The organism is Erwinia sp. JUb26, assembly GCF_003751505.1.
Lineage (GTDB): Bacteria > Pseudomonadota > Gammaproteobacteria > Enterobacterales > Enterobacteriaceae > Erwinia.
This window is the reverse complement of the sequence record NZ_RJVB01000015.1, coordinates 1-25,403: the sequence shown is the minus strand read 5'-3', so window position 1 is coordinate 25,403 and position 25,403 is coordinate 1. Positions and strand designations below refer to the sequence as shown.

The following is a 25,403-nucleotide window of genomic DNA, read 5'->3' as shown; positions in this document are numbered from 1 at the left end:
GCGTATATTACGCTTTCCTCCTTCGGAGTCAACTTCTTTTTGAGAAGTTTTTTCCGGCGGTTCAGAGAACTTCCTGAACCTCCTGAGTGGCTGACTTGTCAGTCGCTGTGCCGTCTCAGTGGTTGCGCATTATAGGGATCCCGTTTTAATGCACAAGTGTTTTTACGATCTTTTTTTCCATCCGCCGAAGTTTCAATCTAATCGATGATATAACAGGCACTTCGCGCGTTTTTGAACCTCTTTTCGGCAAGAATTCTTGCCTGAGGATCATTTCAAACACTAGGCTACAAAGATCATATCAACAGTGAGGTAGCTATGAGTCACAATGTACGTGCATATAAAGGAGTGAATCCGCAGTTGGGCGAGCGGGTAATGATCGATCCCACCAGTGTGATCATTGGTAATGTGGTAATGGGTGATGATGTGGGAGTCTGGCCCCTGGTAGTGATCCGCGGCGACGTTAATCAGGTCACCATCGGTAAACGTACCAATATTCAGGATGGAAGCGTACTGCATCTGACACATAAATCAGCAGCTAACCCGCATGGATTCCCCCTTATCGTGGGTGAAGACGTCACCGTAGGACATAAAGCCATGCTTCACGGCTGTACCATCGGCAATCGGGTTCTGGTCGGTATGGGTGCAATACTGCTGGATGGTGTTGTCGTAGAGGATGATGTGATGATTGGCGCCGGTAGTCTGGTCGCACCGGGCAAGCGTCTTGAAAGCGGTTATCTTTATTTAGGCAGCCCGGCAAAGAAAGCCAGGCCGCTAACGGAAGCTGAAATTGCAGGGCTACTCTATTCAGCCAATAACTATGTCACGTGGAAAAACGACTATCTCGCTGAAGAGAGCCAGACCCAGCCCTGATCGTTTTCCTGCTGCTGTTCAATCGCGTGAGTCGCTTCTTCTTCTATATCCCAGCGATTAATACGAAAAGCATCCAGCGCGATAAGTTCAGGATGATAACGGCGAAGCAGTTCTTCGCCGTGAATTGCACAGACTAACTGGAAGCCGTTAACCAGCGCGGTGAAGCAAACGGCCTGGATGCCATCATCCCACCATTCACGTTCAGGAAACTGAATCGCCTGATTCACGCCTGCATCTCATGCTTCAGTTTCGCGATAACGGGTGCGATCTCCGGCATAACGCCGTGCCACAGCATAAATGCATGTGCGGCCTGACCCACCAGCATCCCTAGCCCATCAGCCAGCTCGCCTGCCCCCTGCTGCCGACACCATAAAAGAAACGGCGTATCGCCGATCTGATAAAACATGTCATAGCAGCGAACCCGGCTATTCACCAATACAGCAGGCAGGTCCGGTATGCTGCCGGCCACTCCGCTGGAGGTTGCATTGATGATTAAATCAAATTGCGCATCATTAAGCTCATCTGTCGCCAGCGCTCGAACAGACCCGTGGTGCTGGAAGACGTCAACCAGTTCCTCCGCTTTAGCGTGGGTGCGGTTAACGATCGTGATGCTGCAATTGAAATTCAACAACGGCAGGATCGCACCACGCGCAGCACCGCCTGCACCGATCAGCAGGATCCTGTCGTTCTCTTTAATCAAATTTAATCGCTGCAGATCGCTCAACAGGCCAATACCGTCGGTGTTATCCCCGAGAATGCGGCCATCATCCAATTTTTTCAGGGTGTTCACCGCCCCGGCCAGCGCCGCACGTTCCGTCAGCTCGGTACAAAGCTCGTAAGCCTGCTGTTTAAAAGGCAATGTGACATTCGCACCGCCGCCGCCCTGGGCAAAAAAGTCATCCACCGCCTGATTAAACCCTTCCAACGGAGCACAAAAGCGATCGTAAGGATGAGGAATTGCCGTTTGCTCGGCAAAGAGCTGATGGATACGGGGTGATTTACTGTGCTGAATCGGATTACCAAAAACCACATAGGACGACATAGCATTCTTATCCCTGGCGAATTAATTCGCCGGTTAGTACATCGCGAATTTCTGAAGGATTCAGGCGCCCACCCGTTTCCCCCCGCAATACCGGGAAATCAGCACCGAACTGCGCCAGGACTTCATCTGCATTACGGCATGGCGGCAATCCACTCAGGTTTGCACTGGTGGAAACCAGCGGCTTACCAAACTGGCTGCACAGCTGCACAACGTCAGGATGATCGCTGACGCGAACGGCCAGTGAACTGAAGCGGCCGGTTAACCAACGCGGCGTTTCCAATCGCGCAGGCAGTACCCATGTTACCGGCCCCGGCCAGCGGGAGAACATGCGCTCTTTCTGCTCAGCGGTGAGCGGTTCATCAGCAATATAAGGAGTCAGCTGCTGATAATCACCCGCGATTAAAATGAGTCCTTTATCAACCGGACGGCGTTTTAACGCCAGCAACGCCATAACGGCCGATTCACTGTCGGGATCGCAGCCAAGACCAAATACCGCTTCGGTGGGATAAGCAATTACCGCAGACAGCTGCAGCTGCCTGACGCATAGCTCGAGTGAGTCATGCTTTTGATTCATTTTCACAACCATTTGCTGTTACGGGTTTGCCACAGGCTTTGCTGGCGCAAAAACGCTTAGCGCCTCTGGCGGTTTTCTTCTCAATAAGTAGGGGGAACGCGCAGAACTCACAGGTGCCTTCAACCGGTGTAAAATTCACCGCAAACTGGCAGTCAGGATAACGATCGCAGGCATGGAACGTTTTGCCATACCGCGAACGGCGCTGCACCAGCTTACCGGTAGCACACTGCGGACAGGCGATCGTGGTTTCATCCGGCTTATCGATAATTTCAGTGTGTTCGCATTCAGGATAATCGCTACACGCGATAAACATGCCGTAGCGCCCCTGCCGCAGCGCCAGGTTTGCACCACATACAGGACAAACTTGCCCATCGAGCACCTTAACTATGTGCCCGTCAGTCTGGCTTTTCAGCGGACGAATATAATCGCATTCGGGATAGTGTGAGCAGCCAAGAAAAGCGCCATGCTTCCCGGAGCGGATAACCAGTTCTGCCCCACACTGGGGGCAGGGTTCATTTTTTCGCACAGCGAAAAGCGCTGTTTTATTCATAACTTTTTGTACACGAAGGCAATCTTCAGTGCAGCATTCCTTCATTGACGTCGAAAAGTAGCTCTTCCATTTGCTGGTAGGCATTTTCACATCCGGGGATGTTAAACAGCACCATCAGCACCACCCATTTGAGATCGTCCAGATCAAACTCGAGGGTATCAAGGGCCATAATACGTTCGATAACCATTTCGCGGGTTTCCAGATTCAGCACCTGGATCTGTTCCAGGAACAGAATAAAACCACGGCAGTTGGCATCCAAACGCTGGCTCTCTTCCTCGGTGTAGATACGCATAGACAGCGGATCGGTAGTCAGCAGAATCGGAGCGACAAGGCCGTCCTGATAATCTGCTAACTTCTCCAACCAGTTCAACGCATTATAGATATCTTCACGATGAAAACCGGCATCGGTTAAATCATCAGTCAATTTATCCTGATCAACGCGCATTTCTGCTTCGTTGTGGATATACGTTTCAAATAAGTACATTAGTACGTCGAACATGGCTTGCCCTCCTCAATCGGACATAGCCGCCGGGTACAGCTGCGATCCACCCTGCTAACTCCAACTCAAGCAGCTTAGCTACGATGGCTGGCACAGGTTGGCCGGCACGTTCAGCGACGACGTCAACAGGTGTAACCTCATCTCCTACGTTAGCCAACACATCGGGAAATGGCAATGGAGGAATGCTGCTCTCTGCTGAATTGTTTGCTGACGACGGCAAATCAGGGATCCACGACAGGCCACTCTGCATCTGCTCAATGATATTATTGGGATGGGCGACCAGCATCGCCCCTTGCTGTATCAGCCAGTGGGTGCCTTCACTCCCGGGATTACCCAATGCACCGGGCAGCGCGAAGACATCCCTGTTCTGCTCCAGAGCCAGGCGGGCCGTGACCAGAGAACCGCTCTTCAGAGTGGCTTCAACCACCAACACACCGTGGCTAAGCCCGCTGATTATCCGGTTACGTCGCGGGAAATGGTGGGCCAGAGGGGCAACGTGCAGCGGAAATTCAGAAACCAAAGTACCGCCGTTGTCGATAATCTCCTGCGCCAGCCCTCGATGCCGCCGGGGATAGATAGCGTTCAGGCCGCCTCCCAGCACCGCCAGGGTTTTACCCTGCACTGCCAGCGCTGCGCGATGTGCAATTCCGTCAATGCCCAGTGCCAGACCGCTGGTAATGGTTAACCCACTCAGCGCCAGCCCCTGGCTAAACCAGGTTCCCCACTCGCGGCCATAATGAGAGCAGCGCCGGCTCCCTACAACTGCCAGCTGTGGCGAGGATAACAATGCCGGATCGCCGGCAATAAACAGCATGAGCGGAAAGTTACCAATCGTTTTTAAATGCTCGGGATAATAAGGGCTAAATGGCGTAATAAAGTGATGTTCTGGCTCATTCAGCCAGCGCTCGCTTTGAACCAGAATTTTCTCGTCATACTGCAGAAACGCCTGCCGCTGCTCGCTGCGCAAACCGAGGCCCGCCAGTTCGGCTGCTGTCGGGGTGTTTAATTTTAATAAGGCTTCGAGCAAAGACTCACGCTGTGAGCTGGATAGCCCGGATACGCCCGACAGCCTTAATGCACTTTCCAATGGTGACATAATTCATCCCTGATATCGCCCTTCCCCCTGAAGGTTACCTGCCAGGAATGCTGTCAATCACAGCGTGAAATGTCTACAATAAGAGGGATAAATATTTAATCCCTTGAACACGAATCTGGAAAGTTATGTCAGTCTTGCAGGTATTACATTTTCCTGACGAGCGCCTGCGCATCGTTGCGAAACCCGTAAAAGAAGTGAATGCCGATATTCAACGTATCGTTGATGATATGTTTGAAACAATGTACGCCGAAGAAGGCATCGGCCTGGCCGCTACTCAGGTGAATATTCATCAGCGTATTATCGTGATTGATGTCTCAGAAAATCGCGATGAGCGCCTGGTGCTGATTAACCCTGAACTGCTGGAAGAAAGCGGCGAAACAGGTATCGAAGAAGGTTGTCTGTCAATCCCGGAACAACGCGCTCTGGTCCCTCGTTCGGAAAAAGTAAAAATCCGTGCGCTTGACCGCGATGGCAAGAGCTATGAGCTTGAAGCTGACGATCTGCTGGCTATCTGTATCCAACATGAAATGGATCATCTGGTTGGAAAACTGTTTATCGACTACCTGTCACCAATGAAACGTCAGCGTATTCGTCAGAAACTGGAAAAGCTTTATCGCCAGAATGCCCGTGACTGAGCGTATTGATTGACTGAAGGGAATAACGTGTCTGAATCATTAAAGATCATTTTTGCCGGCACCCCTGACTTTGCAGCGCGTCATCTTGACGCGCTGTTGTCATCAGGGCACCAGATTGTTGCCGTGTTTACTCAGCCCGACCGTCCGGCAGGTCGCGGAAATAAACTGACCGCCAGCCCGGTTAAACAGCTGGCTGAGCAGCATAACATTCCGGTATTTCAGCCAAAATCCTTACGCCCGGTAGAAAATCAGCAGTTGGTCGCTCAGCTGGAAGCGGATGTGATGGTCGTTGTCGCCTACGGACTGATCCTGCCTGAAGCCGTGTTGAAGATGCCTCGTCTGGGCTGCATCAACGTCCACGGATCACTGCTGCCGCGCTGGCGCGGTGCAGCACCGATCCAACGTTCACTTTGGGCAGGCGATGCAGACACCGGCGTGACGATTATGCAGATGGATGTCGGACTGGATACCGGGGATATGCTTTACAAGCTGTCCTGCCCTATTGAAGCCAGCGACACCAGTGCCACACTCTATGACAAGCTGGCGAATCTTGGCCCTGCCGGTATGCTGACGACGTTAACGCAGCTTGCCGAAGGCAGCGCCACACCTGAAGTGCAGAATGAAGATCTGGTCAGCTATGCAGAAAAACTGAGCAAAGAAGAGGCCCGCCTCGACTGGTCGCTCTCTGCCGTACAGCTGGAGCGCTGCATTCGCGCTTTCAATCCCTGGCCGGTAAGCTACTTCATCATTGATGAGCAGCCGGTAAAAGTATGGAAAGCCTCCGTGCTCCCTGCGGTGCATAACCGCCAGCCGGGTGAAATCCTGCAGGCTGATAAACAGGGCATACAGGTTGTCACCGCTGACGGTGTGCTCAATATCGAAGAGCTACAGCCCGCGGGCAAGAAAGCGATGAAAGCACAGGATCTGCTCAATTCCCGCCGTGAATGGTTCATCCCGGGCAACATTATTGCCTGATAATCTGCCCGGCATTCAATCCGGGCAGTCGTTTCAATTGCGAACCCACTATGAAAAAAAATACAAACTTACGTTGCGTTGCCGCTCAGACTATCGAAAAGGTTGTCGAACAGGGGCAGTCGCTCAGTAACGTGCTGCCCGCCGCACAGAAATCGGTTGGAGAGAAGGATGCCGCGCTGCTGCAGGAACTGTGTTACGGCGTTCTTCGCACGCTGCCGCAGCTGGAGTGGATTGTCAGCAAGCTCATGTCTCGCCCCATGACGGGAAAACAGCGCGCGGTTCATTTCCTGATTATGGTCGGTCTCTACCAGCTGATGTTCACCCGCATTCCGGCTCACGCGGCCCTGGCGGAAACGGTAGACGGCGCCATTGCACTAAAACGTCCCCAGCTCAAAGGGCTGATTAACGGCGTACTGCGCACGTTCCAGCGTCAGCAGGAAGAGCTGATGCAGCAAATGAACCAGGGTGACCAGCAGTATCTGCACCCTAAATGGCTGCTGACGCGCCTGAAACAGGCCTGGCCAACGCAGTGGCAGCAAATCGTTGATGCCAATAATCAGCGACCGCCAATGTGGTTACGCGTCAATCGCCAGCATCACAGCCGTGACGCCTGGCTTGACCTGCTGGCAGAAAGCGGCAAAACGGCATTCCCACATCCACAGCACAGCGATGCGCTGCGGCTGGAAACGCCCTGCGCGGTAGGTCAGCTGCCGGGCTTTGAGCAGGGATGGGTTACCGTTCAGGATGCGTCGGCGCAGGGTTGTGTTGCGTTACTCGATCCACAGAACGGTGAGAAGATCCTCGATCTTTGTGCAGCTCCCGGCGGCAAAACAACTCATATTCTGGAAGCCGCTCCGCAGGCTGAAGTGATGGCGGTTGATGTTGATGCCCAGCGTCTGGCCAGGATTAGCGAGAATTTGCAACGCCTGGAAATGAAAGCAGACGTTAAACTTGGTGATGGTCGTACACCGGCAGAATGGTGTGGCCGGATGCAGTTTGACCGCATCCTGCTTGATGCCCCCTGCTCTGCCACCGGCGTCATTCGCCGTCATCCCGATATCAAGTGGCTGCGCCGCGATCGCGACATTGCCGAACTTGCGGCGCTGCAGCAGCAAATTCTTGAGGCGATCTGGCCCCATCTGAAATCAGGCGGTACGCTATTATATGCAACCTGTTCAGTGCTGCCGGAAGAAAACCACCTGCAAATAAGCCAGTTCCTGAAGAGCCACGCCGATGCCCGTCTGGTTGATACCGGTGATCTGGCTCAGCCTGGGATTCAGGTTTTCCCTGAGGTAGATGGCGGTGATGGCTTCTACTACGCGAAGTTGATAAAAGCATAACTTTCATGGCGCTGCACCCGTGGCGCCACTAACCGCTCAACAATAAGAAAGACTGAAGCAATATGAAAATCATCATTCTTGGCGCTGGACAGGTTGGCGGCACGCTCGCAGAAAACCTGGTCGGCGAGAACAACGATATTACCGTGGTCGACACCGACCCGCTGCGCTTGCGCCAGCTGCAGGACAAGTTTGACCTGCGCGTTGTGCAGGGCCACGGCTCTCATCCTCGTGTGCTGCGGGAAGCCGGGGCAGAAGATGCCGATATGCTGGTTGCCGTGACCAACTCCGATGAAACCAATATGGTTGCCTGCCAGGTGGCTTATTCTCTGTTTAACACGCCAAATCGCATCGCGCGTATCCGTGCCCCGGACTATATTCGCGATGCCGATAAGCTGTTTATCCCCGAAGCCGTGCCGATCGATCATTTGATCTCACCGGAACAGCTGGTTATCGATAATATTTATCGCCTTATCGAATATCCCGGCGCTCTGCAGGTGGTGAATTTCGCCGAGGGCAAAGTCAGTCTGGCAGTGGTCAAAGCCTATTATGGTGGACCGCTGGTTGGTAATGCACTTTCCGTGATGCGCGAGCATATGCCGCACATTGACACCCGGGTTGCCGCGATATTTCGCCAGGATCGCCCTATTCGCCCACAGGGCTCCACGATTATTGAGGCCGGTGATGAGGTCTTCTTTATTGCGGCGAGCCAGCATATTCGTGCGGTCATGAGCGAGTATCAGCGCCTTGAAAAGCCCTATAAGCGCATTATGATCGTCGGCGGCGGCAATATTGGTTTTGGTCTGGCGCAGCGGCTTGAAAAGAACTACAGCGTAAAACTGATTGAACGCGATCAGCAGCGCGCAGCGGAGCTGGCTGAGAATTTGCAGAATACTATCGTATTTTATGGTGATGCTTCGGATCAGGAACTGCTGGCTGAAGAGCATGTCGATCAAATCGATCTGTTTATTGCCATCACCAATGATGACGAGGCCAACATCATGTCGGCTATGCTGGCCAAGCGCATGGGGGCTAAAAAAGCCATGGTGCTGATCCAGCGTCGCGCCTACGTTGATTTGGTTCAGGGAAGCGTGATTGATATCGCCATCTCTCCACAACAGGCAACCATTTCGGCACTGCTGGGCCACGTGCGTAAAGCGGATATCGTTGGTGTTTCATCGTTGCGCCGTGGCGTAGCGGAAGCGATTGAAGCCATTGCCCACGGCGAGGAAACGACCTCCAAAGTGGTTGGCCGCCTGATTGATGACATCAAACTGCCGCCGGGTACGATTATAGGTGCTGTCGTTCGCGGTAACGACGTGATGATAGCCAATGATAATCTGCGCATTGAACAGGGCGATCACGTAATTATGTTCCTGACCGATAAGAAATTTGTTCCGGACGTTGAGCGTCTGTTCCAGCCAAGCCCTTTCTTCCTGTAACTCACAGCGGCAATGCATGTGCATTGCCGGTCTGTTAACTACACTAGTCAGTGATCTTTATTCGATCTCATCGTGGAAAAACGACGATGGTTTGTTAGACTTTACAATTTGGCACAGGAAAGGAGATAACAATGAGTTTATTCAAAGAGTTTCGCGATTTCGCGATGCGTGGCAATGTCGTTGACCTCGCCGTCGGTGTTATCATCGGTGCCGCGTTCGGTAAAATCGTGTCCTCCCTCGTCGCAAATATCATCATGCCACCTTTAGGCCTGCTGATTGGCGGCGTCGATTTTAAACAGTTTAGCTGGGTACTTAAAGCGGCCGACGGCACTGCACCAGCCGTTGTGATGGAATACGGCATATTCCTGCAAACCGTTTTTGATTTTGTCATCGTCGCCTTTGCTATCTTTATGGCAATCAAGATTATGAACAAAATGTATCAGAAGAAAGAAGTGGAAAAACCGGCAGCTAAACCTTCTGCAGAAGAGACGTTACTGACCGAAATCCGCGATCTGCTGAAAGCACAGAACAATAAAACGCTGTAAGTTTACTCAGAAAGAAAAAACCGTCGCTATCGACGGTTTTTTTATGCCTGCAAAGCAGAAGGCCAGTGGTAAATGTGTGATATCGCATTTACCACTGGCCTCCCAGTTACCTTTCTTGCCGTGTTTTTCTTTACGACGATAACTTCCTTTACCCTTAACGTTCACCTCAATGCGCTGTTTAAATAACGGGTCACTGAGTAAGGCTTCGAGTGCGTTATCACGAATAACGCCTTTTCTGTGTTGGTACTTTGCCACAATTAACTCCTGTTAAGTGATTTCGGTGATGAATATAGGCTTCGTCGGAACAGAATTCAATCACCCGCTTTAGCTAAAGGTGTCATTGCTCCCTTTTCCAATGCTTCGAGAATCGAACAATATACACTGCTGTGCGCGGTGCCGCAGCAGGCGTCGTTCAAACGCTTCAGTGAACGCTGCATATGCTGCAGTTCGGCAATCATTGCTTCAACTTCCGTCAGCCGCTTCTGAACAATAGTCTTCGATTCCTGGCACGTATGATGCTCGGGATCGACACGGATCGACAGCAGTTCGCGGATCGCCTCAAGCGTGAAACCCAGATGTCGCCCGTAGCGAATAAATCTCAGCCGTTGAAGGTCATTGTCACTGTACAGCCGGAATCCACCTTCAGTACGGACCTCATGATCCATCATCTGCTGCTTTTCATAAAAGCGGATAGTATCCGGTGTTACATCTGCGAGTTTCGCCAGCTGTCCGATACGATACATTAACCCTCCTCGCTGAAATGTTGCTTAATCTTTGAGCCGTAGACACCGCGGAGGAAATCTGTGCTCATTCCTGTCTGCTTCAAACGAAGCTCAAGCAGATGCAGCCGGCTGGCATGAAGTTCATAACTCTCATCCTGCGGATCGATGCCCTGCAGCAATTGATCCAGTTCGATAGCTTCTCGACGCATCTCCAACTCGGGTGGTAAATAGCCTGAGTTTTTTAGCAGGCGATAGCCTGCGCGGAGTTCCGGAGGAACTTGGCTTTCATCATCAAGCTGAAGCGGTTGGCCAGAGCCGGGAAGATTATCAAGTTCACCCTCGCGTAGGGCAGCAAGAATATGCTTTTCAGCAAGTTGATCGAGTAATGACATAGATTCGCCTCCATTGACAGGCAGACCTGCAGCATAGCGCAACTGGAAGGGAAATAATGAGCGAAGGGGAATTTCAGATATAAAAAAACCGGGCAAGCCCGGTTTTTTCACGTTGCAACTACAGATTACTCTGCAGCAGCTTCTGCTTGAGCTTCTGGACGATCAACCAGCTCGATGTAAGCCATCGGAGCGTTGTCACCAGCACGGAAGCCACACTTCAGAATGCGAGTGTAACCACCGGCACGGCTCGCGAAACGCGGGCCCAGCTCGTTAAACAGTTTTGCCACGATCTCGTTATCACGAGTGCGGGCGAATGCCAGACGACGATTAGCTACGCTGTCGGTCTTGGCAAGAGTAATCAGCGGCTCAACTACACGACGCAGCTCTTTCGCTTTTGGCAGGGTCGTCTTGATGATCTCATGACGAACCAAAGAGCCAGCCATATTGCGGAACATAGCCTGACGATGGCTGCTGTTGCGGTTCAGTTGACGACCACTCTTACGATGGCGCATGACCTTATCCTTCTCAGTGAAACCTTAACCTGTGATCGGGTTATTCATCAGCGATGCTAGCGGGTGGCCAGTTTTCCAGGCGCATGCCCAGTGACAGACCACGAGAAGCCAGCACGTCTTTAATCTCGGTAAGAGATTTTTTACCAAGGTTAGGCGTCTTAAGAAGCTCAACCTCGGTACGCTGTACCAGATCACCGATGTAGTGGATAGCTTCTGCCTTAAGGCAGTTAGCAGAGCGGACAGTCAATTCCAGATCGTCAACAGGGCGCAGCAGGATCGGATCGAATTCTGGTTTCTCTTCTTTAACTTCTGGCTGACGAACATCACGTAGGTCAACGAAAGCTTCAAGTTGTTCTGCCAGGATGGTAGCCGCACGGCGGATCGCTTCTTCAGGATCGATAGTGCCGTTGGTTTCCATTTCGATGACCAGCTTGTCCAGGTCGGTACGCTGTTCTACACGCGCAGCTTCAACATTGTAGGCAATACGATCTACAGGGCTGTAGCAGGCGTCGACCAACAGACGACCGATCGGGCGCTCATCTTCTTCCGAATGAATTCGGGCAGAAGCCGGCACATAACCACGACCACGCTGAACTTTGATACGCATGCTAATAGCGGCGTTCTCATCGGTCAGGTGACAGATCACGTGCTGCGGCTTGACGATTTCGACATCACCATCATGGGTGATATCGGCTGCAGTCACAGGGCCAATGCCAGATTTATTCAGAGTAAGAATAACTTCATCTTTGCCCTGAACTCTTACCGCCAAACCTTTCAGGTTGAGCAGGATTTCCAGGATATCTTCCTGTACGCCCTCTTTGGTGCTGTACTCATGCAGTACACCATCAATTTCAACCTCGGTCACCGCGCAACCCGGCATTGATGAAAGCAGAATACGGCGCAGTGCGTTACCAAGAGTATGGCCAAAGCCACGCTCTAAAGGCTCAAGGGTCACCTTGGCGTGCGTCGAACTCACTTGCTCGATATCTACCAGGCGCGGTTTTAGAAACTCTGTCACAGAACCCTGCATTGTGTCCTCTCTTTGGTACTAAGCCTTACTTGGAGTAAAGCTCGACGATCAGGTGTTCGTTAATGTCCGCAGACAGATCGGTACGTTCAGGAGTACGCTTGAACACACCTTCCATCTTAGTCGCATCAACTTCCAGCCAGGTTGGCTTTTCACGCTGTTCAGCCAGCTCCAGAGCGGCTTTCACGCGAGACTGCTTTTTGGCTTTCTCACGGATGCTAACAACGTCATTCGGAGATACCTGATAAGAAGCGATGCTGACAACGCGGCCGTTTACCATGATAGATTTGTGGCTAACCAGCTGACGTGCTTCTGCACGAGTGGCGCCAAAGCCCATACGATAAACTACGTTATCCAGACGACCTTCCAGCAGAGCTAACAGGTTTTCACCGGTGTTGCCTTTCAGACGTGCTGCTTCTTTATAATAGTTACGGAACTGACGCTCCAGCACGCCGTAGATACGACGAACTTTCTGCTTCTCACGTAACTGTACACCATAGTCAGACAGACGTGGCTTGCGCGCACCGTGCTGACCAGGAGCTTGTTCAATCTTACACTTGGTATCAATCGCGCGAACGCCAGACTTAAGGAACAGGTCTGTGCCTTCACGACGGCTCAGCTTGAGCTTAGGACCCAAATATCTTGCCATTTTCTTTCTCCAACATTCCTAAAAAACGGGGCGTTATACGCGACGTTTTTTCGGCGGACGACAACCGTTGTGAGGGATCGGAGTCACATCAGTAATATTAGTGATGCGGAAACCAGCAGCGTTCAGGGCACGAATAGTTGATTCGCGGCCTGGACCAGGACCCTTAACCATAACTTCCAGGTTCTTAATACCGTACTCTTTCACGGCGTCTGCGCAACGTTCTGCAGCTACCTGAGCAGCGAACGGCGTAGATTTACGAGAACCACGGAAACCGGAACCACCGGCTGTTGCCCAACCCAGCGCATTACCCTGACGATCGGTAATAGTTACGATGGTGTTGTTAAAAGACGCATGGACATGAGCCACGCCGTCAGAGACTTGCTTTCTTACACGCTTACGTGCACGAACTGGTGCCTTTGCCATTATTCAATCACCCCGATTATTTCTTGATCGGTTTACGCGGACCCTTACGGGTACGTGCGTTGGTCTTAGTACGCTGACCGCGCACTGGGAGACCACGACGATGACGCAAACCACGATAGCAACCAAGGTCCATAAGACGCTTGATGCTCAGGGTGACTTCACGACGCAGATCGCCTTCAACAACAAATTTAGCAACTGCATCACGCAGAATGTCGATTTGTTCTTCAGACAGTTCACTGATCTTAACATTTTCAGCAATACCCGTGTCTGCACAGATTTTCTGTGAGCGGGTCTTACCGATACCGAAGATAGCAGTTAATGCGATAACGGTATGTTTATGATCAGGAATGTTAATGCCTGCTATACGGGCCACTATGCACTCCTATTAATTAACTTATGCGTCCCATGCCGAAAAGCCCGTTTTCAGGATACTCAAATGGAAACGCATAGACATACAAAAGATTGGCTGGCTAATCTAGCCAGCTCAACCCAACTTTGCAAGAAAAATATGCGATTAAATCAGCCTTGGCGCTGTTTATGCTTTGGCTCGGCACTGCAAATCACACGCACAACACCGTCGCGACGGATGATTTTGCAGTTACGACATAATTTCTTGACGGAAGCACGAACTTTCATTTTTACTCTCCGTAACTTCTCAAGCGCCTGAATTAACGGCCGTAGCCTTTCAGGTTTGCTTTCTTCAATGCAGACTCATACTGACTTGACATCATCAAAGTTTGCACTTGAGCCATAAAGTCCATGATGACAACGACTACGATCAGCAGTGATGTACCGCCGAAGTAGAATGGAACTTTCATCGCATCACGCATGAACTCCGGGATCAGGCAGATAAAGGTAATGTACAACGCACCAATTAAGGTAAGGCGTGTCATCACTTTATCGATATACTTCGCCGTCTGTTCTCCCGGACGAATACCTGGTACAAATGCACCAGACTTCTTCAGGTTATCTGCTGTTTCACGCGGGTTGAAAACCAACGCCGTGTAGAAGAAACAGAAGAAGATGATTGCAGTCGCATAGAGTAACACATAAAGCGGTTGACCTGGCTGTAAATACATCGAAATAGTCGTCAGCCAGTTCCAGCCTGTGCCGCCCCCGAACCATGACGCGATGGTCGCTGGGAACAGAATAATGCTGGAGGCGAAAATAGCAGGGATTACACCGGCCATATTCACTTTCAACGGTAAATGCGTGCTCTGCGCAGCATAGACACGACGGCCTTGCTGACGTTTCGCATAGTTCACCACAATGCGGCGTTGACCACGCTCAACGAAAACAACGAAGAAGGTCACTGCAAATACGAGAACTGCAACCAACAGCAACAGGAGGAAGTGCAGGTCGCCTTGCCGCGCTTGCTCGATGGTATGGCCAATGGCCGGCGGAAGACCCGCAACAATACCAGCAAAGATAATGATCGAGATACCGTTACCGATACCTCGTTCAGTAATTTGCTCGCCTAACCACATCAGGAACATTGTCCCGGTGACCAGGCTGACAACAGCGGTAAAGTAGAAAGCAAAACCTGGGTTTAACACCAGACCCTGCATTCCTGGCATATTCGGCAGGCCGGTAGCAATACCGACCGCCTGGAATATACCTAATACCAGAGTACCGTAACGGGTGTACTGGCTAATCTTACGACGGCCAGCCTCCCCTTCTTTCTTGATTTCAGCTAACGCTGGATGAACCACCGTCAGCAGCTGGATAATAATAGAGGCCGAAATATACGGCATAATACCCAGGGCAAAGATAGAAGCACGGCTCAGAGCACCACCAGAGAACATGTTGAACATTTCAATGATGGTGCCACGCTGTTGCTCAAGCAGTTTGGCAAGTACAGTGGCATCGATACCAGGGATTGGAATAAAAGAGCCAATGCGGAAGACAATCAGCGCACCAATTACAAACAGAAGTCTGCGTTTTAGTTCGCCAAAACCACCCTTGGCACTTTGAAAATCTAATCCCGGTTGCTTAGCCATCTGCTACTTATTCCTCAATTTTACCGCCAGCAGCTTCGATTGCAGCACGAGCGCCTTTAGTGACACGCAGGCCGCGAATCGTTACCGGTGCAGAAACTTCGCCAGACAGGATCACTTTCGCGAACTCAATCTGAATACCGATAATGTTAGCCGCTTTCAGCGTGTTCAGGTCGACGATACCGCCTTCAACTTTCGCCAGGTCAGACAGACGAACTTCTGCAGTGACCATTGCTTTGCGAGAGGTGAAACCGAATTTCGGCAGACGACGGTACAGAGGCATCTGGCCGCCTTCAAAACCACGACGTACGCCACCACCAGAACGTGAGTTCTGACCTTTGTGACCACGACCGCCGGTTTTACCGAGACCAGAACCAATACCACGACCTAAACGTTTAGGAGCGTGCTTAGACCCTTCGGCCGGAGACAGAGTATTTAAACGCATCTGTTACTCCTCCACTTTAACCATGTAGGAAATCGCGTTAACCATACCGCGTACAGCTGGCGTGTCTTCACGCTCTACGGTGTGGTTAATACGACGCAGACCCAGGCCAAGCAGCGTTGCCTTGTGTTTTGGCAAACGACCGATCGAACTGCGGGTTTGAGTAATTTTAATAGTCTTAGCCATGGTCATTACCCCAGAATGTCTTCAACGGATTTGCCACGTTTCGCAGCAACCATTTCTGGAGAATTCATATTGGCCAGGCCATCCAGAGTTGCACGAACCACGTTGATCGGGTTGGTGGAACCGTAGGCTTTAGCCAGTACGTTATGAACTCCAGCGACTTCCAGGACGGCGCGCATTGCACCACCGGCGATGATACCGGTACCTTCAGAAGCCGGCTGCATGAACACGCGAGAACCTGTGTGCACGCCTTTAACAGGGTGCTGCAGGGTGCCGTTGTTCAGAGCGACGTTAATCATATTGCGACGAGCTTTTTCCATCGCTTTCTGGATCGCTGCTGGAACTTCACGCGCTTTACCGTAACCAAAACCAATGCGACCGTTACCATCGCCAACAACAGTCAGAGCTGTGAAGGAGAAAATACGACCACCTTTAACGGTTTTAGATACGCGATTTACCGCGATCAGCTTTTCCTGCAGTTCGCCAGCTTGTTTTTCGATGTGTGCCATCTTACACCTCTACCTTAGAACTGTAGGCCAGCTTCACGGGCAGCATCTGCCAGTGCCTGGACACGACCATGATATTGGAAACCAGAACGGTCGAAAGAAACACCAGTGATGCCTTTTTCGATTGCGCGTTCAGCAACTGCTTTACCTACAGCAGCAGCAGCGTCTTTGTTTCCAGTGTACTTCAGTTGCTCACTGATAGCTTTTTCTAATGTAGAAGCAGCCACCAGGACTTCAGAACCGTTAGGTGCGATTACCTGTGCGTAAATATGACGCGGGGTACGATGTACCACCAGGCGAGTAGCACCCAGCTCTTTGAGCTTGCGACGTGCGCGGGTCGCACGACGGATACGAGCAGATTTCTTATCCATAGTGTTACCTTACTTCTTCTTAGCCTCTTTGGTACGCACGACTTCGTCGGCGTAACGAACACCCTTGCCTTTGTAAGGCTCAGGACGACGGTAGGCGCGCAGATCCGCTGCAACCTGACCAATCAGCTGTTTATCAGCGCCTTTCAGCACGATTTCAGTCTGAGTTGGACATTCAGCAGTGATTCCCGCTGGCAGCTCGTGGTCAACAGGGTGAGAGAAGCCCAAGGCTAAGCTCACAGAGTTGCCTTTAACGGCTGCACGATAACCTACACCAACCAGCTGCAGCTTCTTAGTGAAGCCTTCGGTAACACCGATAACCATGCCGTTCAGCAGCGCACGAGAAGTACCAGCCTGTGCCCAACCATCCACAAAACCTTCGCGTGGAGCGAAAGTCAGTGCATTGTCAGCATGCTTAACTTCTACAGCGTTGTTGAGCGTACGAGTCAGCTCGCCGTTTTTACCTTTAATCGAAATTACCTGACCGTCGAGTTTTACCTCTACGCCGGCAGGAATTGCGACTGGTGCTTTAGCAACACGAGACATTTATTCCTCCGATTAAGCTACGTAGCAGATAATTTCGCCGCCAAGACCAGCCTGGCGTGCTGCACGATCGGTCATAACACCTTTAGAGGTAGAAACAACAGCGATACCCAGTCCTGCCATAACTTTTGGCAGTTCGTCTTTGCGCTTATAAATGCGCAGACCTGGGCGTGAAACACGCTGAATGCTTTCTACAACAGCCTTGCCCTGGAAATACTTAAGAGTCAGTTCCAGTTCTGGCTTGATGTCGCCTTCGATTTTAAATTCTTCAATGTAGCCTTCTTCCTTCAGCACGTTGGCAATTGCCACTTTCAGCTTGGAGGAAGGCATGGTGACCGCAACTTTGTTCGCGGCCTGACCGTTACGGATACGGGTCAGCATATCCGCGATCGGATCTTGCATGCTCATCTGTCTTTACTCCCGTGATTCTATTGGTAATTACCAGCTAGCCTTTTTCAAGCCAGGTACTTCACCGCGCATGGCGGCTTCACGCAACTTGATACGGCTCAACCCGAACTTGCCCACATAACCATGTGGACGGCCAGTTTGACGGCAGCGCTTACGCTGACGAGACGGGCTGGAATCACGCGGCAGAGTTTGCAGCTTGAGAACAGCATTCCAACGATCTTCGTCGGATGAGTTCACACTTGAAATGATAGCTTTCAGTTCCTCGCGCTTGGCGCGGTACTTGTCAGCCAGTTTCACGCGAACGACTTCGCGTGCTTTCATAGATTGCTTAGCCATCAGTAACCCTGCCTTACTTGCGGAACGGGAAGTTAAAAGCAGCCAAGAGTGCGCGGCCTTCATCATCAGATTTCGCAGTAGTGGTAATGGTGATATCCAAACCACGAACGCGGTCGACTTTGTCATAGTCGATCTCTGGGAAGATGATCTGCTCGCGAACACCCATGCTGTAGTTTCCACGGCCATCGAATGACTTAGCGGACAAGCCACGGAAGTCACGGATACGTGGTACAGCGATAGAAATCAGGCGCTCAAAGAACTCCCACATGCGTTCACCACGCAGAGTCACTTTACAGCCGATCGGATAGCCCTGGCGGATTTTGAAGCCTGCAACTGATTTGCGTGCTTTGGTGATAAACGGCTTTTGACCGGAGATTGCTGCCAAATCAGCTGCTGCGTTATCCAGCAGTTTCTTGTCAGCGATCGCTTCACCAACACCCATGTTCAGGGTGATCTTCTCGACCCGAGGGACTTGCATGACAGAATTGTAGTTGAACTCAGTCATGAGTTTATTAACTACTTCGTCTTTGTAGTAATCATGCAGTTTCGCCATCGTACTACTCCAAATTACTTGATAGTTTCGCTGTTAGATTTGAAGAAACGGACTTTTTTGCCCTCTTCGAATCTAAAGCCTACACGGTCAGCCTTACCGGTTGCCGAGTTGAACAGTGCAACGTTAGAAACCTGAATAGCAGCTTCTTTTTCAACGATGCCACCTGGTTGGTTCAGAGCCGGAACCGGCTTTGAGTGCTTCTTAACCAGGTTGATACCTTCAACAATCAGTTTGCCAGAAGACAGAACATTTTTTACTTTACCGCGCTTACCTTTATCTTTGCCGGTCAGCACGATAACTTCGTCATCGCGACGGATTTTAGCTGCCATTTTTCGCTCCTTAGAGTACTTCTGGTGCCAGAGAGATAATTTTCATGAACTTTTCAGTACGAAGTTCACGAGTTACCGGCCCAAAAATACGCGTTCCGATTGGCTGCTCGCTGTTATTGTTTAAAATAACGCATGCATTACCATCGAAGCGAATGACAGAACCGTCCGGGCGACGAACACCCTTCCTGGTGCGCACCACTACCGCCTTCAGCACATCACCCTTCTTAACCTTACCGCGAGGAATTGCTTCCTTGATGGTAATTTTGATGATGTCGCCAACGCCTGCGTAGCGACGGTGCGAGCCACCCAGAACCTTGATACACATTACGCGACGTGCACCGGAGTTGTCGGCGACGGTCAGCATAGTCTGTTCTTGGATCATTTTAGTGCTCCGCTAATGTCAACTACTACTTCGGGACCTGATTCAGGTCGTTTAAAAGCCCCATAATTGAGGGCGCAGCATTATAACACCGCATTTCGCATATGGGTAGAAAAAATAACCGACTCTTATTGAGTCGTTATTTGGACCTCTGGAAAGAGGAACGCGACATTCTAAGGAATTGTTCATCCGGTAGCAATCTCAATCTGTACAATACGCCAGCTTATTTCTACTCAATGTGCCAGATTGGCCTTAAAGAGGGTGCGGCGGCGCCGTAACCCATTGAACGACTGAGAATATGGCTAAACTGGAGCGAATTTGGTGGCCAGCATGCGACTCTGAATCATTCACCGCTTAATACATCGGCGGTGAATCACCCTGCCCTCCCCAGCCTTCTACTGATGGGCCACGAGCTGATTGCCCATAGTAATAAGCTGCCATCCTGCGCAGACCATATCGAGAACGTTCAACGCTGAAACTGCCAAGAGTACGAAAGAGGGGGGATCTAATGAATGGCAGAAAAGAAAAAACCCCCGACAGGCGGGGGTTTTTACAGAGGCAGATGTTCTTATTACAGAACAGCTTTCTCTACAACGCGAACCAGAGTCCATGACTTAGTCTTGGACAGTGGGCGGCATTCGCGGATTTCAACCACGTCGCCGATACCACATTCGTTGTTCTCGTCATGTACGTGCAGTTTGGTCGTACGCTTGATGAATTTCCCGTAGATTGGGTGCTTCACAACACGTTCGATAGCAACAACGATGGATTTCTCCATTTTGTCACTGGTCACACGACCTTGCAGAGTACGGATTTTATCGGTCATTACGCACCCGCCTTCTCAGTCAGTAAAGTCTTAACGCGTGCAACATCACGACGCACATTCTTCAGCAGATGAGTCTGCTGCAGTTGGCCGGATGCTGCCTGCATGCGCAGGTTAAATTGCTCACGCAGCAGGTTAAGCAGCTCAGTGTTAAGCTCTTCAACGCTTTTTTCACGCAGCTCTGTTGCTTTCATTACATCACCGTCTTAGTTACAAAGGTGGTTTTGATAGGCAGTTTTGCTGCTGCCAGCTTGAATGCTTCACGGGCCAGCTCTTCCGGAACACCGTCCATTTCATACAGGACTTTACCTGGCTGGATCAAGGCAACCCAATACTCCACGTTACCTTTACCTTTACCCATACGCACTTCCAGCGGCTTCTCGGTAATTGGTTTGTCCGGGAATACACGGATCCAAATTTTACCTTGACGCTTAACTGCACGGGTCATAGCACGACGTGCTGCTTCGATCTGACGGGCAGTCAGACGACCACGGCCAACAGCTTTCAGACCGAAAGTACCGAAGCTAACATCCGTACCCTGCGCCAGACCACGGTTGCGGCCTTTGTGCACTTTACGGAATTTCGTACGCTTTGGTTGTAACATCAGCGACTCTCCTTACTTACGGCCTTTACGCTGCTGCTTTTTAGGTTGAGCAGCCGGTTCCGGTTGTTCAACAGCAGCCATACCACCCAGGATCTCACCTTTGAAGATCCATACCTTAACGCCGATTACACCATAAGTGGTGTGGGCTTCAGAGGTGTTGTAGTCAATGTCTGCACGCAGAGTGTGCAGTGGCACGCGGCCTTCACGGTACCATTCAGTACGCGCGATTTCTGCACCGCCAAGACGGCCACTAACTTCAACTTTAATCCCTTTAGCGCCCAGACGCATTGCGTTCTGTACAGCACGCTTCATAGCACGACGGAACATCACACGACGCTCCAGCTGTGAAGTGATGCTGTCAGCAACCAATTTAGCGTCCAGTTCCGGTTTACGGACTTCGGCGATATTGATCTGTGCAGGAACGCCAGCGATATCCGCTACGACCTTGCGCAGTTTTTCTACATCTTCACCTTTCTTACCGATGACGATGCCAGGGCGAGCGGTGTGAATAGTCACACGGATGCTCTTAGCTGGACGCTCGATAACGATACGAGAGACGGATGCTTTTGACAGTTCCTTGGTCAGGAACTGACGAACTTTAAAGTCGCTGTCCAGGTTGTCAGCGAATTCTTTGGTATTTGCGAACCAGGTAGAGTTCCAGGGTTTAACAATACCCAGGCGAATACCATTAGGATGTACTTTCTGACCCATTGCTAGTCTCCAGAGTCTCAGCGATCGGACACAACCACAGTAATGTGGCTGGTGCGCTTCAGGATGCGATCTGCACGACCTTTCGCACGCGGCATAATGCGCTTCATGCTTGGGCCTTCGTCTACGAAGATTTTCGTGACTTTCAGATCATCAATGTCAGCGCCATCGTTGTGTTCGGCGTTAGCAATGGCAGATTCCAGAACTTTCTTGACCAGTACAGCCGCTTTCTTATTGGTGTAGGTCAAAATGTCCAGAGCCTGCGACACTTTCTTACCGCGTACAAGATCTGCTACCAGGCGAACCTTCTGTGCAGAAGAACGAGCGTGGCGATGTTTAGCGATAGTTTCCATCTCTTCCTCCTGTTAGCGTTTCTTAGCTTTCTTATCAGCTGCGTGACCGCGATAAGTACGAGTCGGTGCAAATTCACCCAGTTTGTGACCGACCATTTCGTCGGAAACAAAGACAGGAACGTGCTGACGACCATTATGGACAGCGATGGTCAAACCGATCATGTTAGGGAAGATCGTTGAACGACGGGACCAGGTGCGCAGTGGCTTCTTGTCTCCGCTTTCCAAAGCTTTCTCTACCTTCTTCAGCAAGTGCAGGTCAATAAAAGGACCTTTCTTGAGAGAACGTGGCATGGCTTATCCTCTAAAATTATTTGCTACGGCGACGTACGATAAATTTATCAGTACGCTTGTTGCTACGGGTCTTCTTACCTTTGGTCTGAACGCCCCACGGGGTTACCGGGTGCTTACCAAAGTTACGACCTTCACCACCACCGTGCGGGTGATCAACTGGGTTCATCGCGGTACCACGAACGGTCGGACGAACACCACGCCAACGGGTTGCACCGGCTTTACCCAGAACGCGAAGCATGTGCTCCGAGTTACCGACTTCGCCCAGGGTCGCGCGGCAGTCAGCTTCGACTTTACGCATTTCACCAGAACGCAGACGCAGGGTAACGTAAGAACCATCACGCGCAACGATCTGCACGTAAGTACCAGCAGAGCGAGCAATCTGACCGCCTTTGCCTGGTTTCATTTCTACGTTATGCACGGTAGAACCCACTGGGATGTTACGCATCGGCAGAGTGTTACCTGCTTTGATCGCAGCATCAACGCCAGACTGAATCTGGTCGCCAGCTTTCAGGCCTTTAGGGGCCAGGATGTAACGGCGCTCGCCGTCTTTGTACAGAACCAGCGCGATGTTCGCGGAGCGGTTCGGATCGTACTCAAGACGTTCAACGGTCGCTGGGATACCATCTTTGTTGCGTTTGAAGTCAACAATACGGTAAGCCTGCTTGTGACCACCACCGATATGACGGGTAGTGATGCGACCATTGTTGTTACGGCCACCGGATTTGCTGTTTTTTTCTACCAGCGGGGCAAATGGTTTGCCCTTGTGCAGCTCCGCGTTCACCACTTTAACTACATGGCGACGACCCGGAGATGTCGGTTTACATTTAACAACTGCCATTGTTCTTCTCCTCCGACTTACTCAGCGCCGCCGACGAAGTCCAGATTCTGGCCTTCTTTCAGGGTGACGTAAGCTTTTTTCCAGTCGTTACGACGACCAATACGCTGTCCAGAACGTTTAACTTTCCCTTTAACTACCAGGGTGTTAACGACTTCAACTTCAACTTCGAAAAGTTTCTGCACAGCGGCTTTGATTTCTGCTTTGGTCGCGTCTTTAGCAACTTTGAGAACGATGGTATTTGTTTTTTCCATCGCAGCAGATGCTTTTTCAGATACGTGCGGCGCGCGCAGTACTTTCAGCAGACGTTCTTCACGGATCATGCCAGCATCTCCTCAACTTGCTTAACTGCATCAGCAGTCATAACGACTTTGTCGAAGGCGATCAGGCTAACTGGGTCGATACCCGCTGCATCACGTACGTCAACCTTGTACAGGTTACGTGCGGCCAGGAACAGGTTCTCTTCCAGTTCGCCAGTGATGATCAGCACATCTTCCAGAGCCATGTCTTTCAGTTTCTCTACCAGCAGCTTAGTTTTAGGCGCTTCAAGAGAGAACTGCTCGACAACGATCAGACGTTCCTGACGTACCAGTTCGGACAGGATGCTTTTCAGCGCGCCGCGGTACATCTTTTTGTTAACTTTTTGACTGTGGTCCTGAGGCTTCGCAGCGAAGGTCACACCACCTGAACGCCAGATTGGGCTCTTTACAGAACCTGCACGCGCACGGCCGGTACCTTTCTGGCGCCACGGCTTTTTGCCGGAACCAGTTACTTCAGCACGAGTCTTCTGAGCACGAGTACCTTGACGGGCACCTGCTGCATAAGCAACAACAACCTGATGTACCAGCGCTTCGTTGAAATCACGACCGAAGGTAGTTTCGGAAACAGTCAGCGCGCTTTGCGCGTCTTTCAGTACTAATTCCATTGCTATCCCCTTACGCCTTCACAGCTGGTTTAACGATCAGGTCGCTACCGGTAGCACCGGGAACTGCACCTTTAACCAGCAGCAGGTTGCGCTCAGCGTCAACACGCACTACGTCCAGGCTCTGAACAGTTACGCGTTCGTTACCCAGCTGGCCTGCCATTTTCTTGCCTTTGAACACTTTGCCCGGAGTCTGGTTCTGACCGATAGAACCCGGTACGCGGTGAGACAAGGAGTTACCGTGAGTAGCATCCTGAGTACGGAAGTTCCAGCGCTTAACAGTACCGGCAAAACCTTTACCTTTAGATGTTCCAGTCACGTCAACTTTTTTCACGTCAGCGAAAATGTCAACATTAATGCTCTGACCTACGGTGAACTCTGCGCCATCTTCAGTGCGGAATTCCCACAGACCACGGCCAGCTTCAACGCCAGCTTTAGCAAAGTGACCTGCTTCCGGCTTAGTTACACGGTTAGCTTTTTTAGCACCGGTAGTTACCTGGATAGCAGTGTAACCGTCGTTTTCCAGGCCTTTGACCTGAGTAACGCGGTTTGCTTCAATTTCGATCACGGTTACAGGGATAGAAACGCCATCTTCTGTGAAGATACGGGTCATACCCACTTTTTTACCGACTAAACCAATCATTGTTTCAACCTCTCAATCGCTCAATGACCTGATTAACCCAGGCTGATCTGCACGTCAACACCTGCAGCCAGATCCAGACGCATCAGAGCATCAACCGTTTTTTCGGTTGGCTCAACGATGTCAACCAGACGCTTGTGAGTGCGAATCTCGTACTGATCGCGCGCGTCTTTGTTGACGTGCGGGGAGATCAGAACGGTAAAGCGCTCTTTGCGGGTCGGCAGCGGGATAGGACCACGTACCTGCGCACCAGTGCGCTTGGCAGTCTCTACGATTTCCGCAGTTGATTGATCGATCAGACGATGATCAAACGCTTTAAGACGGATACGGATTCTTTGGTTCTGCATGAGACCAGAGCTCCAATTATTTATAAACGAAAAGAATTACTACTCGCATCCATTACGATTGATGGAGGAGTGTAATCGTTGAGCACATAACCCGCATATCGCGAGTATTGTTAGCTGGCATTTTCATGCCGGCCGGCGACTCTTATCGAATCGCGCCTGACCATATTGGCAGGCCCGCGTATTATACGTACATCTGGAGGCAAAGCAACCATTATCCTGACGCGATTATCAGATGACGTTATTCAGGCGAAAAAAAAGAGCGCCGAAGCGCTCTCTTTCTGCTCTGGCAGAGCGAACTCTGCCAGACAAGTATCACAATTAAGCGATAACTTTAGCAACAACACCAGCACCAACGGTACGGCCGCCTTCGCGAATTGCGAAACGCAGACCGTCGTCCATTGCGATTGGTTTGATCAGTTCAACAACCAGTTTAATGTTGTCGCCTGGCATTACCATCTCAACGCCTTCTGGCAGTTCGATGGTACCGGTCACGTCAGTTGTACGGAAGTAGAACTGTGGACGGTAGCCTTTGAAGAATGGGCTATG

The 25,403-nt window shown here is 51.0% G+C and carries 43 protein-coding genes and 1 pseudogene; 6 read left to right on the top strand and 38 right to left on the bottom strand.

The genetic code is table 11. The features are described 5' to 3' along the window. The first annotated feature begins 315 nt into the window (after window positions 1–315). The gene (locus EC836_RS24385; RefSeq protein ID WP_123337976.1) at window positions 316–870 is read left to right on the top strand and encodes a gamma carbonic anhydrase family protein; all 555 of its coding nucleotides are present in this window, start codon (window positions 316–318) and stop codon (window positions 868–870) included. Here EC836_RS24385 and EC836_RS24380 read toward each other — a convergent pair. The 6 genes from EC836_RS24380 to dprA are packed head-to-tail and all read right to left on the bottom strand — an operon-like array spanning window position 837 to window position 4,631. Then, on the bottom strand, window positions 837–1,097 hold the full coding sequence (locus tag EC836_RS24380) for a DUF1488 domain-containing protein (protein WP_123337975.1): 261 nt from the start codon (window positions 1,095–1,097) through the stop codon (window positions 837–839). The genes EC836_RS24385 and EC836_RS24380 overlap by 34 nt on opposite strands. Next, the gene (gene aroE / locus EC836_RS24375; protein ID WP_123337974.1) at window positions 1,094–1,912 is read right to left on the bottom strand and encodes a shikimate dehydrogenase; all 819 of its coding nucleotides are present in this window, start codon (window positions 1,910–1,912) and stop codon (window positions 1,094–1,096) included. The genes EC836_RS24380 and aroE overlap by 4 nt, the downstream gene beginning before the upstream one ends. Before the next feature lie 7 nt (window positions 1,913–1,919). Continuing rightward, entirely contained in the window at window positions 1,920–2,486 is a 567-nt protein-coding gene (gene tsaC, locus EC836_RS24370; protein WP_123337972.1) for an L-threonylcarbamoyladenylate synthase type 1 TsaC, read from the bottom strand. Continuing rightward, the gene (locus EC836_RS24365) at window positions 2,470–3,036 is read right to left on the bottom strand and encodes a type I DNA topoisomerase (RefSeq protein ID WP_123337970.1); all 567 of its coding nucleotides are present in this window, start codon (window positions 3,034–3,036) and stop codon (window positions 2,470–2,472) included. Before EC836_RS24365 ends, tsaC begins: the two co-directional genes overlap by 17 nt. A gap of 25 nt (window positions 3,037–3,061) precedes the next feature. Beyond that, entirely contained in the window at window positions 3,062–3,535 is a 474-nt protein-coding gene (gene smg / locus EC836_RS24360) for a DUF494 family protein Smg (protein WP_105595750.1), read from the bottom strand. Further along, window positions 3,507–4,631: a DNA-protecting protein DprA gene (gene dprA / locus EC836_RS24355; RefSeq protein WP_123337968.1), complete on the bottom strand. Its 1,125-nt coding sequence runs from the start codon at window positions 4,629–4,631 to the stop codon at window positions 3,507–3,509. Before dprA ends, smg begins: the two co-directional genes overlap by 29 nt. A 125-nt stretch (window positions 4,632–4,756) precedes the next feature. Between dprA and def the strand changes: the two genes are divergently transcribed. From def to mscL, 5 genes are all read left to right on the top strand, one after another. After that, on the top strand, window positions 4,757–5,266 hold the full coding sequence (gene def, locus EC836_RS24350) for a peptide deformylase (protein ID WP_123337966.1): 510 nt from the start codon (window positions 4,757–4,759) through the stop codon (window positions 5,264–5,266). Between the two features lie 27 nt (window positions 5,267–5,293). Beyond that, complete coding sequence (gene fmt / locus EC836_RS24345) at window positions 5,294–6,241, top strand: methionyl-tRNA formyltransferase (protein WP_123337964.1); 948 nt, start codon at window positions 5,294–5,296, stop codon at window positions 6,239–6,241. Window positions 6,242–6,291: 50 nt separating this feature from the next. Next, a complete protein-coding gene (gene rsmB, locus EC836_RS24340) occupies window positions 6,292–7,581 on the top strand; it encodes a 16S rRNA (cytosine(967)-C(5))-methyltransferase RsmB (RefSeq protein WP_123337962.1) in 1,290 nt (429 codons plus the stop codon). A gap of 62 nt (window positions 7,582–7,643) precedes the next feature. Then, on the top strand, window positions 7,644–9,020 hold the full coding sequence (trkA, locus tag EC836_RS24335) for a Trk system potassium transporter TrkA (RefSeq protein WP_123337960.1): 1,377 nt from the start codon (window positions 7,644–7,646) through the stop codon (window positions 9,018–9,020). 131 nt (window positions 9,021–9,151) lie between these two features. Next, window positions 9,152–9,565, top strand: coding sequence for a large-conductance mechanosensitive channel protein MscL (gene mscL, locus EC836_RS24330; protein WP_123337957.1), 414 nt, complete (start codon window positions 9,152–9,154; stop codon window positions 9,563–9,565). A gap of 6 nt (window positions 9,566–9,571) precedes the next feature. Here mscL and EC836_RS24325 read toward each other — a convergent pair whose 3' ends face one another. The 32 genes and pseudogenes from EC836_RS24325 to tuf form a co-directional block, all read right to left on the bottom strand. After that, a complete protein-coding gene (locus EC836_RS24325) occupies window positions 9,572–9,820 on the bottom strand; it encodes an alternative ribosome-rescue factor A (RefSeq protein ID WP_123337955.1) in 249 nt (82 codons plus the stop codon). 56 nt (window positions 9,821–9,876) lie between these two features. Beyond that, window positions 9,877–10,308 (bottom strand): Zn(2+)-responsive transcriptional regulator, encoded by a 432-nt coding sequence (gene zntR, locus EC836_RS24320; RefSeq protein WP_123337953.1) that lies wholly within the window; start codon window positions 10,306–10,308, stop codon window positions 9,877–9,879. Further along, window positions 10,308–10,679 carry a DUF1992 domain-containing protein gene (locus tag EC836_RS24315; protein WP_123337951.1) on the bottom strand — a complete coding sequence of 124 codons (372 nt, stop codon included), beginning with the start codon at window positions 10,677–10,679 and terminating at the stop codon, window positions 10,308–10,310. The genes zntR and EC836_RS24315 overlap by 1 nt, the downstream gene beginning before the upstream one ends. Before the next feature lie 125 nt (window positions 10,680–10,804). After that, entirely contained in the window at window positions 10,805–11,191 is a 387-nt protein-coding gene (rplQ, locus tag EC836_RS24310) for a 50S ribosomal protein L17 (protein WP_003850180.1), read from the bottom strand. Window positions 11,192–11,231: 40 nt separating this feature from the next. Beyond that, complete coding sequence (rpoA, locus tag EC836_RS24305) at window positions 11,232–12,221, bottom strand: DNA-directed RNA polymerase subunit alpha (protein WP_003850179.1); 990 nt, start codon at window positions 12,219–12,221, stop codon at window positions 11,232–11,234. Between the two features lie 25 nt (window positions 12,222–12,246). After that, a complete protein-coding gene (gene rpsD / locus EC836_RS24300; RefSeq protein WP_105595760.1) occupies window positions 12,247–12,867 on the bottom strand; it encodes a 30S ribosomal protein S4 in 621 nt (206 codons plus the stop codon). A 33-nt stretch (window positions 12,868–12,900) separates the two neighbouring features. Beyond that, complete coding sequence (gene rpsK, locus EC836_RS24295) at window positions 12,901–13,290, bottom strand: 30S ribosomal protein S11 (protein ID WP_034899652.1); 390 nt, start codon at window positions 13,288–13,290, stop codon at window positions 12,901–12,903. Window positions 13,291–13,306: 16 nt separating this feature from the next. After that, window positions 13,307–13,663 carry a 30S ribosomal protein S13 gene (gene rpsM, locus EC836_RS24290; protein WP_105595761.1) on the bottom strand — a complete coding sequence of 119 codons (357 nt, stop codon included), beginning with the start codon at window positions 13,661–13,663 and terminating at the stop codon, window positions 13,307–13,309. Window positions 13,664–13,809: 146 nt separating this feature from the next. Then, window positions 13,810–13,926, bottom strand: a complete 117-nt coding sequence (rpmJ, locus tag EC836_RS24285; protein ID WP_004160566.1) for a 50S ribosomal protein L36 — start codon at window positions 13,924–13,926, stop codon at window positions 13,810–13,812. A 32-nt stretch (window positions 13,927–13,958) separates the two neighbouring features. Further along, window positions 13,959–15,290, bottom strand: a complete 1,332-nt coding sequence (gene secY, locus EC836_RS24280; protein WP_056232419.1) for a preprotein translocase subunit SecY — start codon at window positions 15,288–15,290, stop codon at window positions 13,959–13,961. A 7-nt stretch (window positions 15,291–15,297) separates the two neighbouring features. Then, window positions 15,298–15,732, bottom strand: a complete 435-nt coding sequence (rplO, locus tag EC836_RS24275) for a 50S ribosomal protein L15 (protein WP_105595763.1) — start codon at window positions 15,730–15,732, stop codon at window positions 15,298–15,300. Between the two features lie 3 nt (window positions 15,733–15,735). Beyond that, window positions 15,736–15,915 (bottom strand): 50S ribosomal protein L30, encoded by a 180-nt coding sequence (rpmD, locus tag EC836_RS24270; protein WP_004160569.1) that lies wholly within the window; start codon window positions 15,913–15,915, stop codon window positions 15,736–15,738. 5 nt (window positions 15,916–15,920) lie between these two features. Beyond that, window positions 15,921–16,421, bottom strand: a complete 501-nt coding sequence (rpsE, locus tag EC836_RS24265) for a 30S ribosomal protein S5 (RefSeq protein ID WP_004160571.1) — start codon at window positions 16,419–16,421, stop codon at window positions 15,921–15,923. 14 nt (window positions 16,422–16,435) lie between these two features. After that, complete coding sequence (gene rplR / locus EC836_RS24260; protein WP_123337949.1) at window positions 16,436–16,789, bottom strand: 50S ribosomal protein L18; 354 nt, start codon at window positions 16,787–16,789, stop codon at window positions 16,436–16,438. 9 nt (window positions 16,790–16,798) lie between these two features. Then, the gene (gene rplF, locus EC836_RS24255; protein ID WP_123337947.1) at window positions 16,799–17,332 is read right to left on the bottom strand and encodes a 50S ribosomal protein L6; all 534 of its coding nucleotides are present in this window, start codon (window positions 17,330–17,332) and stop codon (window positions 16,799–16,801) included. Between the two features lie 12 nt (window positions 17,333–17,344). Beyond that, entirely contained in the window at window positions 17,345–17,737 is a 393-nt protein-coding gene (gene rpsH, locus EC836_RS24250; protein ID WP_105595765.1) for a 30S ribosomal protein S8, read from the bottom strand. Between the two features lie 30 nt (window positions 17,738–17,767). Further along, entirely contained in the window at window positions 17,768–18,073 is a 306-nt protein-coding gene (rpsN, locus tag EC836_RS24245) for a 30S ribosomal protein S14 (RefSeq protein WP_004160578.1), read from the bottom strand. A gap of 13 nt (window positions 18,074–18,086) precedes the next feature. Beyond that, on the bottom strand, window positions 18,087–18,626 hold the full coding sequence (gene rplE, locus EC836_RS24240) for a 50S ribosomal protein L5 (protein ID WP_105595766.1): 540 nt from the start codon (window positions 18,624–18,626) through the stop codon (window positions 18,087–18,089). Window positions 18,627–18,640: 14 nt separating this feature from the next. Further along, window positions 18,641–18,955, bottom strand: a complete 315-nt coding sequence (gene rplX, locus EC836_RS24235; RefSeq protein ID WP_123337945.1) for a 50S ribosomal protein L24 — start codon at window positions 18,953–18,955, stop codon at window positions 18,641–18,643. 10 nt (window positions 18,956–18,965) lie between these two features. Beyond that, complete coding sequence (gene rplN / locus EC836_RS24230; RefSeq protein ID WP_015960712.1) at window positions 18,966–19,337, bottom strand: 50S ribosomal protein L14; 372 nt, start codon at window positions 19,335–19,337, stop codon at window positions 18,966–18,968. A 568-nt stretch (window positions 19,338–19,905) separates the two neighbouring features. Next, window positions 19,906–20,160, bottom strand: coding sequence for a 30S ribosomal protein S17 (rpsQ, locus tag EC836_RS24225; protein ID WP_123337943.1), 255 nt, complete (start codon window positions 20,158–20,160; stop codon window positions 19,906–19,908). Then, entirely contained in the window at window positions 20,160–20,351 is a 192-nt protein-coding gene (gene rpmC, locus EC836_RS24220; RefSeq protein ID WP_024966580.1) for a 50S ribosomal protein L29, read from the bottom strand. Before rpmC ends, rpsQ begins: the two co-directional genes overlap by 1 nt. Next, the gene (gene rplP, locus EC836_RS24215) at window positions 20,351–20,761 is read right to left on the bottom strand and encodes a 50S ribosomal protein L16 (RefSeq protein WP_002438716.1); all 411 of its coding nucleotides are present in this window, start codon (window positions 20,759–20,761) and stop codon (window positions 20,351–20,353) included. Before rplP ends, rpmC begins: the two co-directional genes overlap by 1 nt. A 12-nt stretch (window positions 20,762–20,773) precedes the next feature. Next, window positions 20,774–21,472, bottom strand: coding sequence for a 30S ribosomal protein S3 (gene rpsC / locus EC836_RS24210; protein WP_045854067.1), 699 nt, complete (start codon window positions 21,470–21,472; stop codon window positions 20,774–20,776). 17 nt (window positions 21,473–21,489) lie between these two features. After that, window positions 21,490–21,822: a 50S ribosomal protein L22 gene (rplV, locus tag EC836_RS24205; protein WP_000447532.1), complete on the bottom strand. Its 333-nt coding sequence runs from the start codon at window positions 21,820–21,822 to the stop codon at window positions 21,490–21,492. Between the two features lie 12 nt (window positions 21,823–21,834). Further along, entirely contained in the window at window positions 21,835–22,113 is a 279-nt protein-coding gene (gene rpsS / locus EC836_RS24200; protein ID WP_004160590.1) for a 30S ribosomal protein S19, read from the bottom strand. Window positions 22,114–22,129: 16 nt separating this feature from the next. After that, on the bottom strand, window positions 22,130–22,951 hold the full coding sequence (rplB, locus tag EC836_RS24195; protein ID WP_105595769.1) for a 50S ribosomal protein L2: 822 nt from the start codon (window positions 22,949–22,951) through the stop codon (window positions 22,130–22,132). 17 nt (window positions 22,952–22,968) lie between these two features. Then, window positions 22,969–23,271 (bottom strand): 50S ribosomal protein L23, encoded by a 303-nt coding sequence (rplW, locus tag EC836_RS24190; protein WP_105595770.1) that lies wholly within the window; start codon window positions 23,269–23,271, stop codon window positions 22,969–22,971. After that, a complete protein-coding gene (gene rplD, locus EC836_RS24185; RefSeq protein WP_056232449.1) occupies window positions 23,268–23,873 on the bottom strand; it encodes a 50S ribosomal protein L4 in 606 nt (201 codons plus the stop codon). Before rplD ends, rplW begins: the two co-directional genes overlap by 4 nt. 10 nt (window positions 23,874–23,883) lie before the next feature. Beyond that, window positions 23,884–24,513: a 50S ribosomal protein L3 gene (gene rplC / locus EC836_RS24180; RefSeq protein ID WP_123337941.1), complete on the bottom strand. Its 630-nt coding sequence runs from the start codon at window positions 24,511–24,513 to the stop codon at window positions 23,884–23,886. Between the two features lie 32 nt (window positions 24,514–24,545). Next, a complete protein-coding gene (gene rpsJ, locus EC836_RS24175; RefSeq protein ID WP_001181005.1) occupies window positions 24,546–24,857 on the bottom strand; it encodes a 30S ribosomal protein S10 in 312 nt (103 codons plus the stop codon). A 318-nt stretch (window positions 24,858–25,175) separates the two neighbouring features. Beyond that, window positions 25,176–25,403: pseudogene (gene tuf, locus EC836_RS24170) on the bottom strand (elongation factor Tu); the annotation flags it as partial.

Bases quoted from the DNA above. Each gene is read 5' to 3' on its own strand.
- rpoA (WP_003850179.1), bottom strand. From the start codon at position 12,221: ATGCAGGGTTCTGTGACAGAGTTTCTAAAACCGCGCCTGGTAGATATC.
- rpmC (WP_024966580.1), bottom strand. From the start codon at position 20,351: ATGAAAGCAACAGAGCTGCGTGAAAAAAGCGTTGAAGAGCTTAACACT.
- rpsS (WP_004160590.1), bottom strand. From the start codon at position 22,113: ATGCCACGTTCTCTCAAGAAAGGTCCTTTTATTGACCTGCACTTGCTG.
- rpsC (WP_045854067.1), bottom strand. From the start codon at position 21,472: ATGGGTCAGAAAGTACATCCTAATGGTATTCGCCTGGGTATTGTTAAA.
- secY (WP_056232419.1), bottom strand. From the start codon at position 15,290: ATGGCTAAGCAACCGGGATTAGATTTTCAAAGTGCCAAGGGTGGTTTT.
- rplF (WP_123337947.1), bottom strand. From the start codon at position 17,332: ATGTCTCGTGTTGCTAAAGCACCAGTCGCAATTCCTGCCGGCGTAGAG.
- rplE (WP_105595766.1), bottom strand. From the start codon at position 18,626: ATGGCGAAACTGCATGATTACTACAAAGACGAAGTAGTTAATAAACTC.
- rpsK (WP_034899652.1), bottom strand. From the start codon at position 13,290: ATGGCAAAGGCACCAGTTCGTGCACGTAAGCGTGTAAGAAAGCAAGTC.
- mscL (WP_123337957.1), top strand. From the start codon at position 9,152: ATGAGTTTATTCAAAGAGTTTCGCGATTTCGCGATGCGTGGCAATGTC.
- rplD (WP_056232449.1), bottom strand. From the start codon at position 23,873: ATGGAATTAGTACTGAAAGACGCGCAAAGCGCGCTGACTGTTTCCGAA.
- rplC (WP_123337941.1), bottom strand. From the start codon at position 24,513: ATGATTGGTTTAGTCGGTAAAAAAGTGGGTATGACCCGTATCTTCACA.
- rpsN (WP_004160578.1), bottom strand. From the start codon at position 18,073: ATGGCTAAGCAATCTATGAAAGCACGCGAAGTCGTTCGCGTGAAACTG.
- rplW (WP_105595770.1), bottom strand. From the start codon at position 23,271: ATGATCCGTGAAGAACGTCTGCTGAAAGTACTGCGCGCGCCGCACGTA.
- rpmJ (WP_004160566.1), bottom strand. From the start codon at position 13,926: ATGAAAGTTCGTGCTTCCGTCAAGAAATTATGTCGTAACTGCAAAATC.
- rplP (WP_002438716.1), bottom strand. From the start codon at position 20,761: ATGTTACAACCAAAGCGTACGAAATTCCGTAAAGTGCACAAAGGCCGC.
- rplV (WP_000447532.1), bottom strand. From the start codon at position 21,822: ATGGAAACTATCGCTAAACATCGCCACGCTCGTTCTTCTGCACAGAAG.
- rpsH (WP_105595765.1), bottom strand. From the start codon at position 17,737: ATGAGCATGCAAGATCCGATCGCGGATATGCTGACCCGTATCCGTAAC.
- aroE (WP_123337974.1), bottom strand. From the start codon at position 1,912: ATGTCGTCCTATGTGGTTTTTGGTAATCCGATTCAGCACAGTAAATCA.
- rplN (WP_015960712.1), bottom strand. From the start codon at position 19,337: ATGATCCAAGAACAGACTATGCTGACCGTCGCCGACAACTCCGGTGCA.
- rpsQ (WP_123337943.1), bottom strand. From the start codon at position 20,160: ATGACCGATAAAATCCGTACTCTGCAAGGTCGTGTGACCAGTGACAAA.
- trkA (WP_123337960.1), top strand. From the start codon at position 7,644: ATGAAAATCATCATTCTTGGCGCTGGACAGGTTGGCGGCACGCTCGCA.
- rplR (WP_123337949.1), bottom strand. From the start codon at position 16,789: ATGGATAAGAAATCTGCTCGTATCCGTCGTGCGACCCGCGCACGTCGC.
- rpsD (WP_105595760.1), bottom strand. From the start codon at position 12,867: ATGGCAAGATATTTGGGTCCTAAGCTCAAGCTGAGCCGTCGTGAAGGC.
- EC836_RS24315 (WP_123337951.1), bottom strand. From the start codon at position 10,679: ATGTCATTACTCGATCAACTTGCTGAAAAGCATATTCTTGCTGCCCTA.
- rplB (WP_105595769.1), bottom strand. From the start codon at position 22,951: ATGGCAGTTGTTAAATGTAAACCGACATCTCCGGGTCGTCGCCATGTA.
- smg (WP_105595750.1), bottom strand. From the start codon at position 3,535: ATGTTCGACGTACTAATGTACTTATTTGAAACGTATATCCACAACGAA.
- zntR (WP_123337953.1), bottom strand. From the start codon at position 10,308: ATGTATCGTATCGGACAGCTGGCGAAACTCGCAGATGTAACACCGGAT.
- rplX (WP_123337945.1), bottom strand. From the start codon at position 18,955: ATGGCAGCTAAAATCCGTCGCGATGACGAAGTTATCGTGCTGACCGGC.
- rsmB (WP_123337962.1), top strand. From the start codon at position 6,292: ATGAAAAAAAATACAAACTTACGTTGCGTTGCCGCTCAGACTATCGAA.
- dprA (WP_123337968.1), bottom strand. From the start codon at position 4,631: ATGTCACCATTGGAAAGTGCATTAAGGCTGTCGGGCGTATCCGGGCTA.
- rpmD (WP_004160569.1), bottom strand. From the start codon at position 15,915: ATGGCTAAGACTATTAAAATTACTCAAACCCGCAGTTCGATCGGTCGT.
- def (WP_123337966.1), top strand. From the start codon at position 4,757: ATGTCAGTCTTGCAGGTATTACATTTTCCTGACGAGCGCCTGCGCATC.
- rpsE (WP_004160571.1), bottom strand. From the start codon at position 16,421: ATGGCACACATCGAAAAACAAGCTGGCGAACTGCAGGAAAAGCTGATC.
- rpsJ (WP_001181005.1), bottom strand. From the start codon at position 24,857: ATGCAGAACCAAAGAATCCGTATCCGTCTTAAAGCGTTTGATCATCGT.
- rplQ (WP_003850180.1), bottom strand. From the start codon at position 11,191: ATGCGCCATCGTAAGAGTGGTCGTCAACTGAACCGCAACAGCAGCCAT.
- tsaC (WP_123337972.1), bottom strand. From the start codon at position 2,486: ATGAATCAAAAGCATGACTCACTCGAGCTATGCGTCAGGCAGCTGCAG.
- rplO (WP_105595763.1), bottom strand. From the start codon at position 15,732: ATGCGTTTAAATACTCTGTCTCCGGCCGAAGGGTCTAAGCACGCTCCT.
- EC836_RS24365 (WP_123337970.1), bottom strand. From the start codon at position 3,036: ATGAATAAAACAGCGCTTTTCGCTGTGCGAAAAAATGAACCCTGCCCC.
- EC836_RS24385 (WP_123337976.1), top strand. From the start codon at position 316: ATGAGTCACAATGTACGTGCATATAAAGGAGTGAATCCGCAGTTGGGC.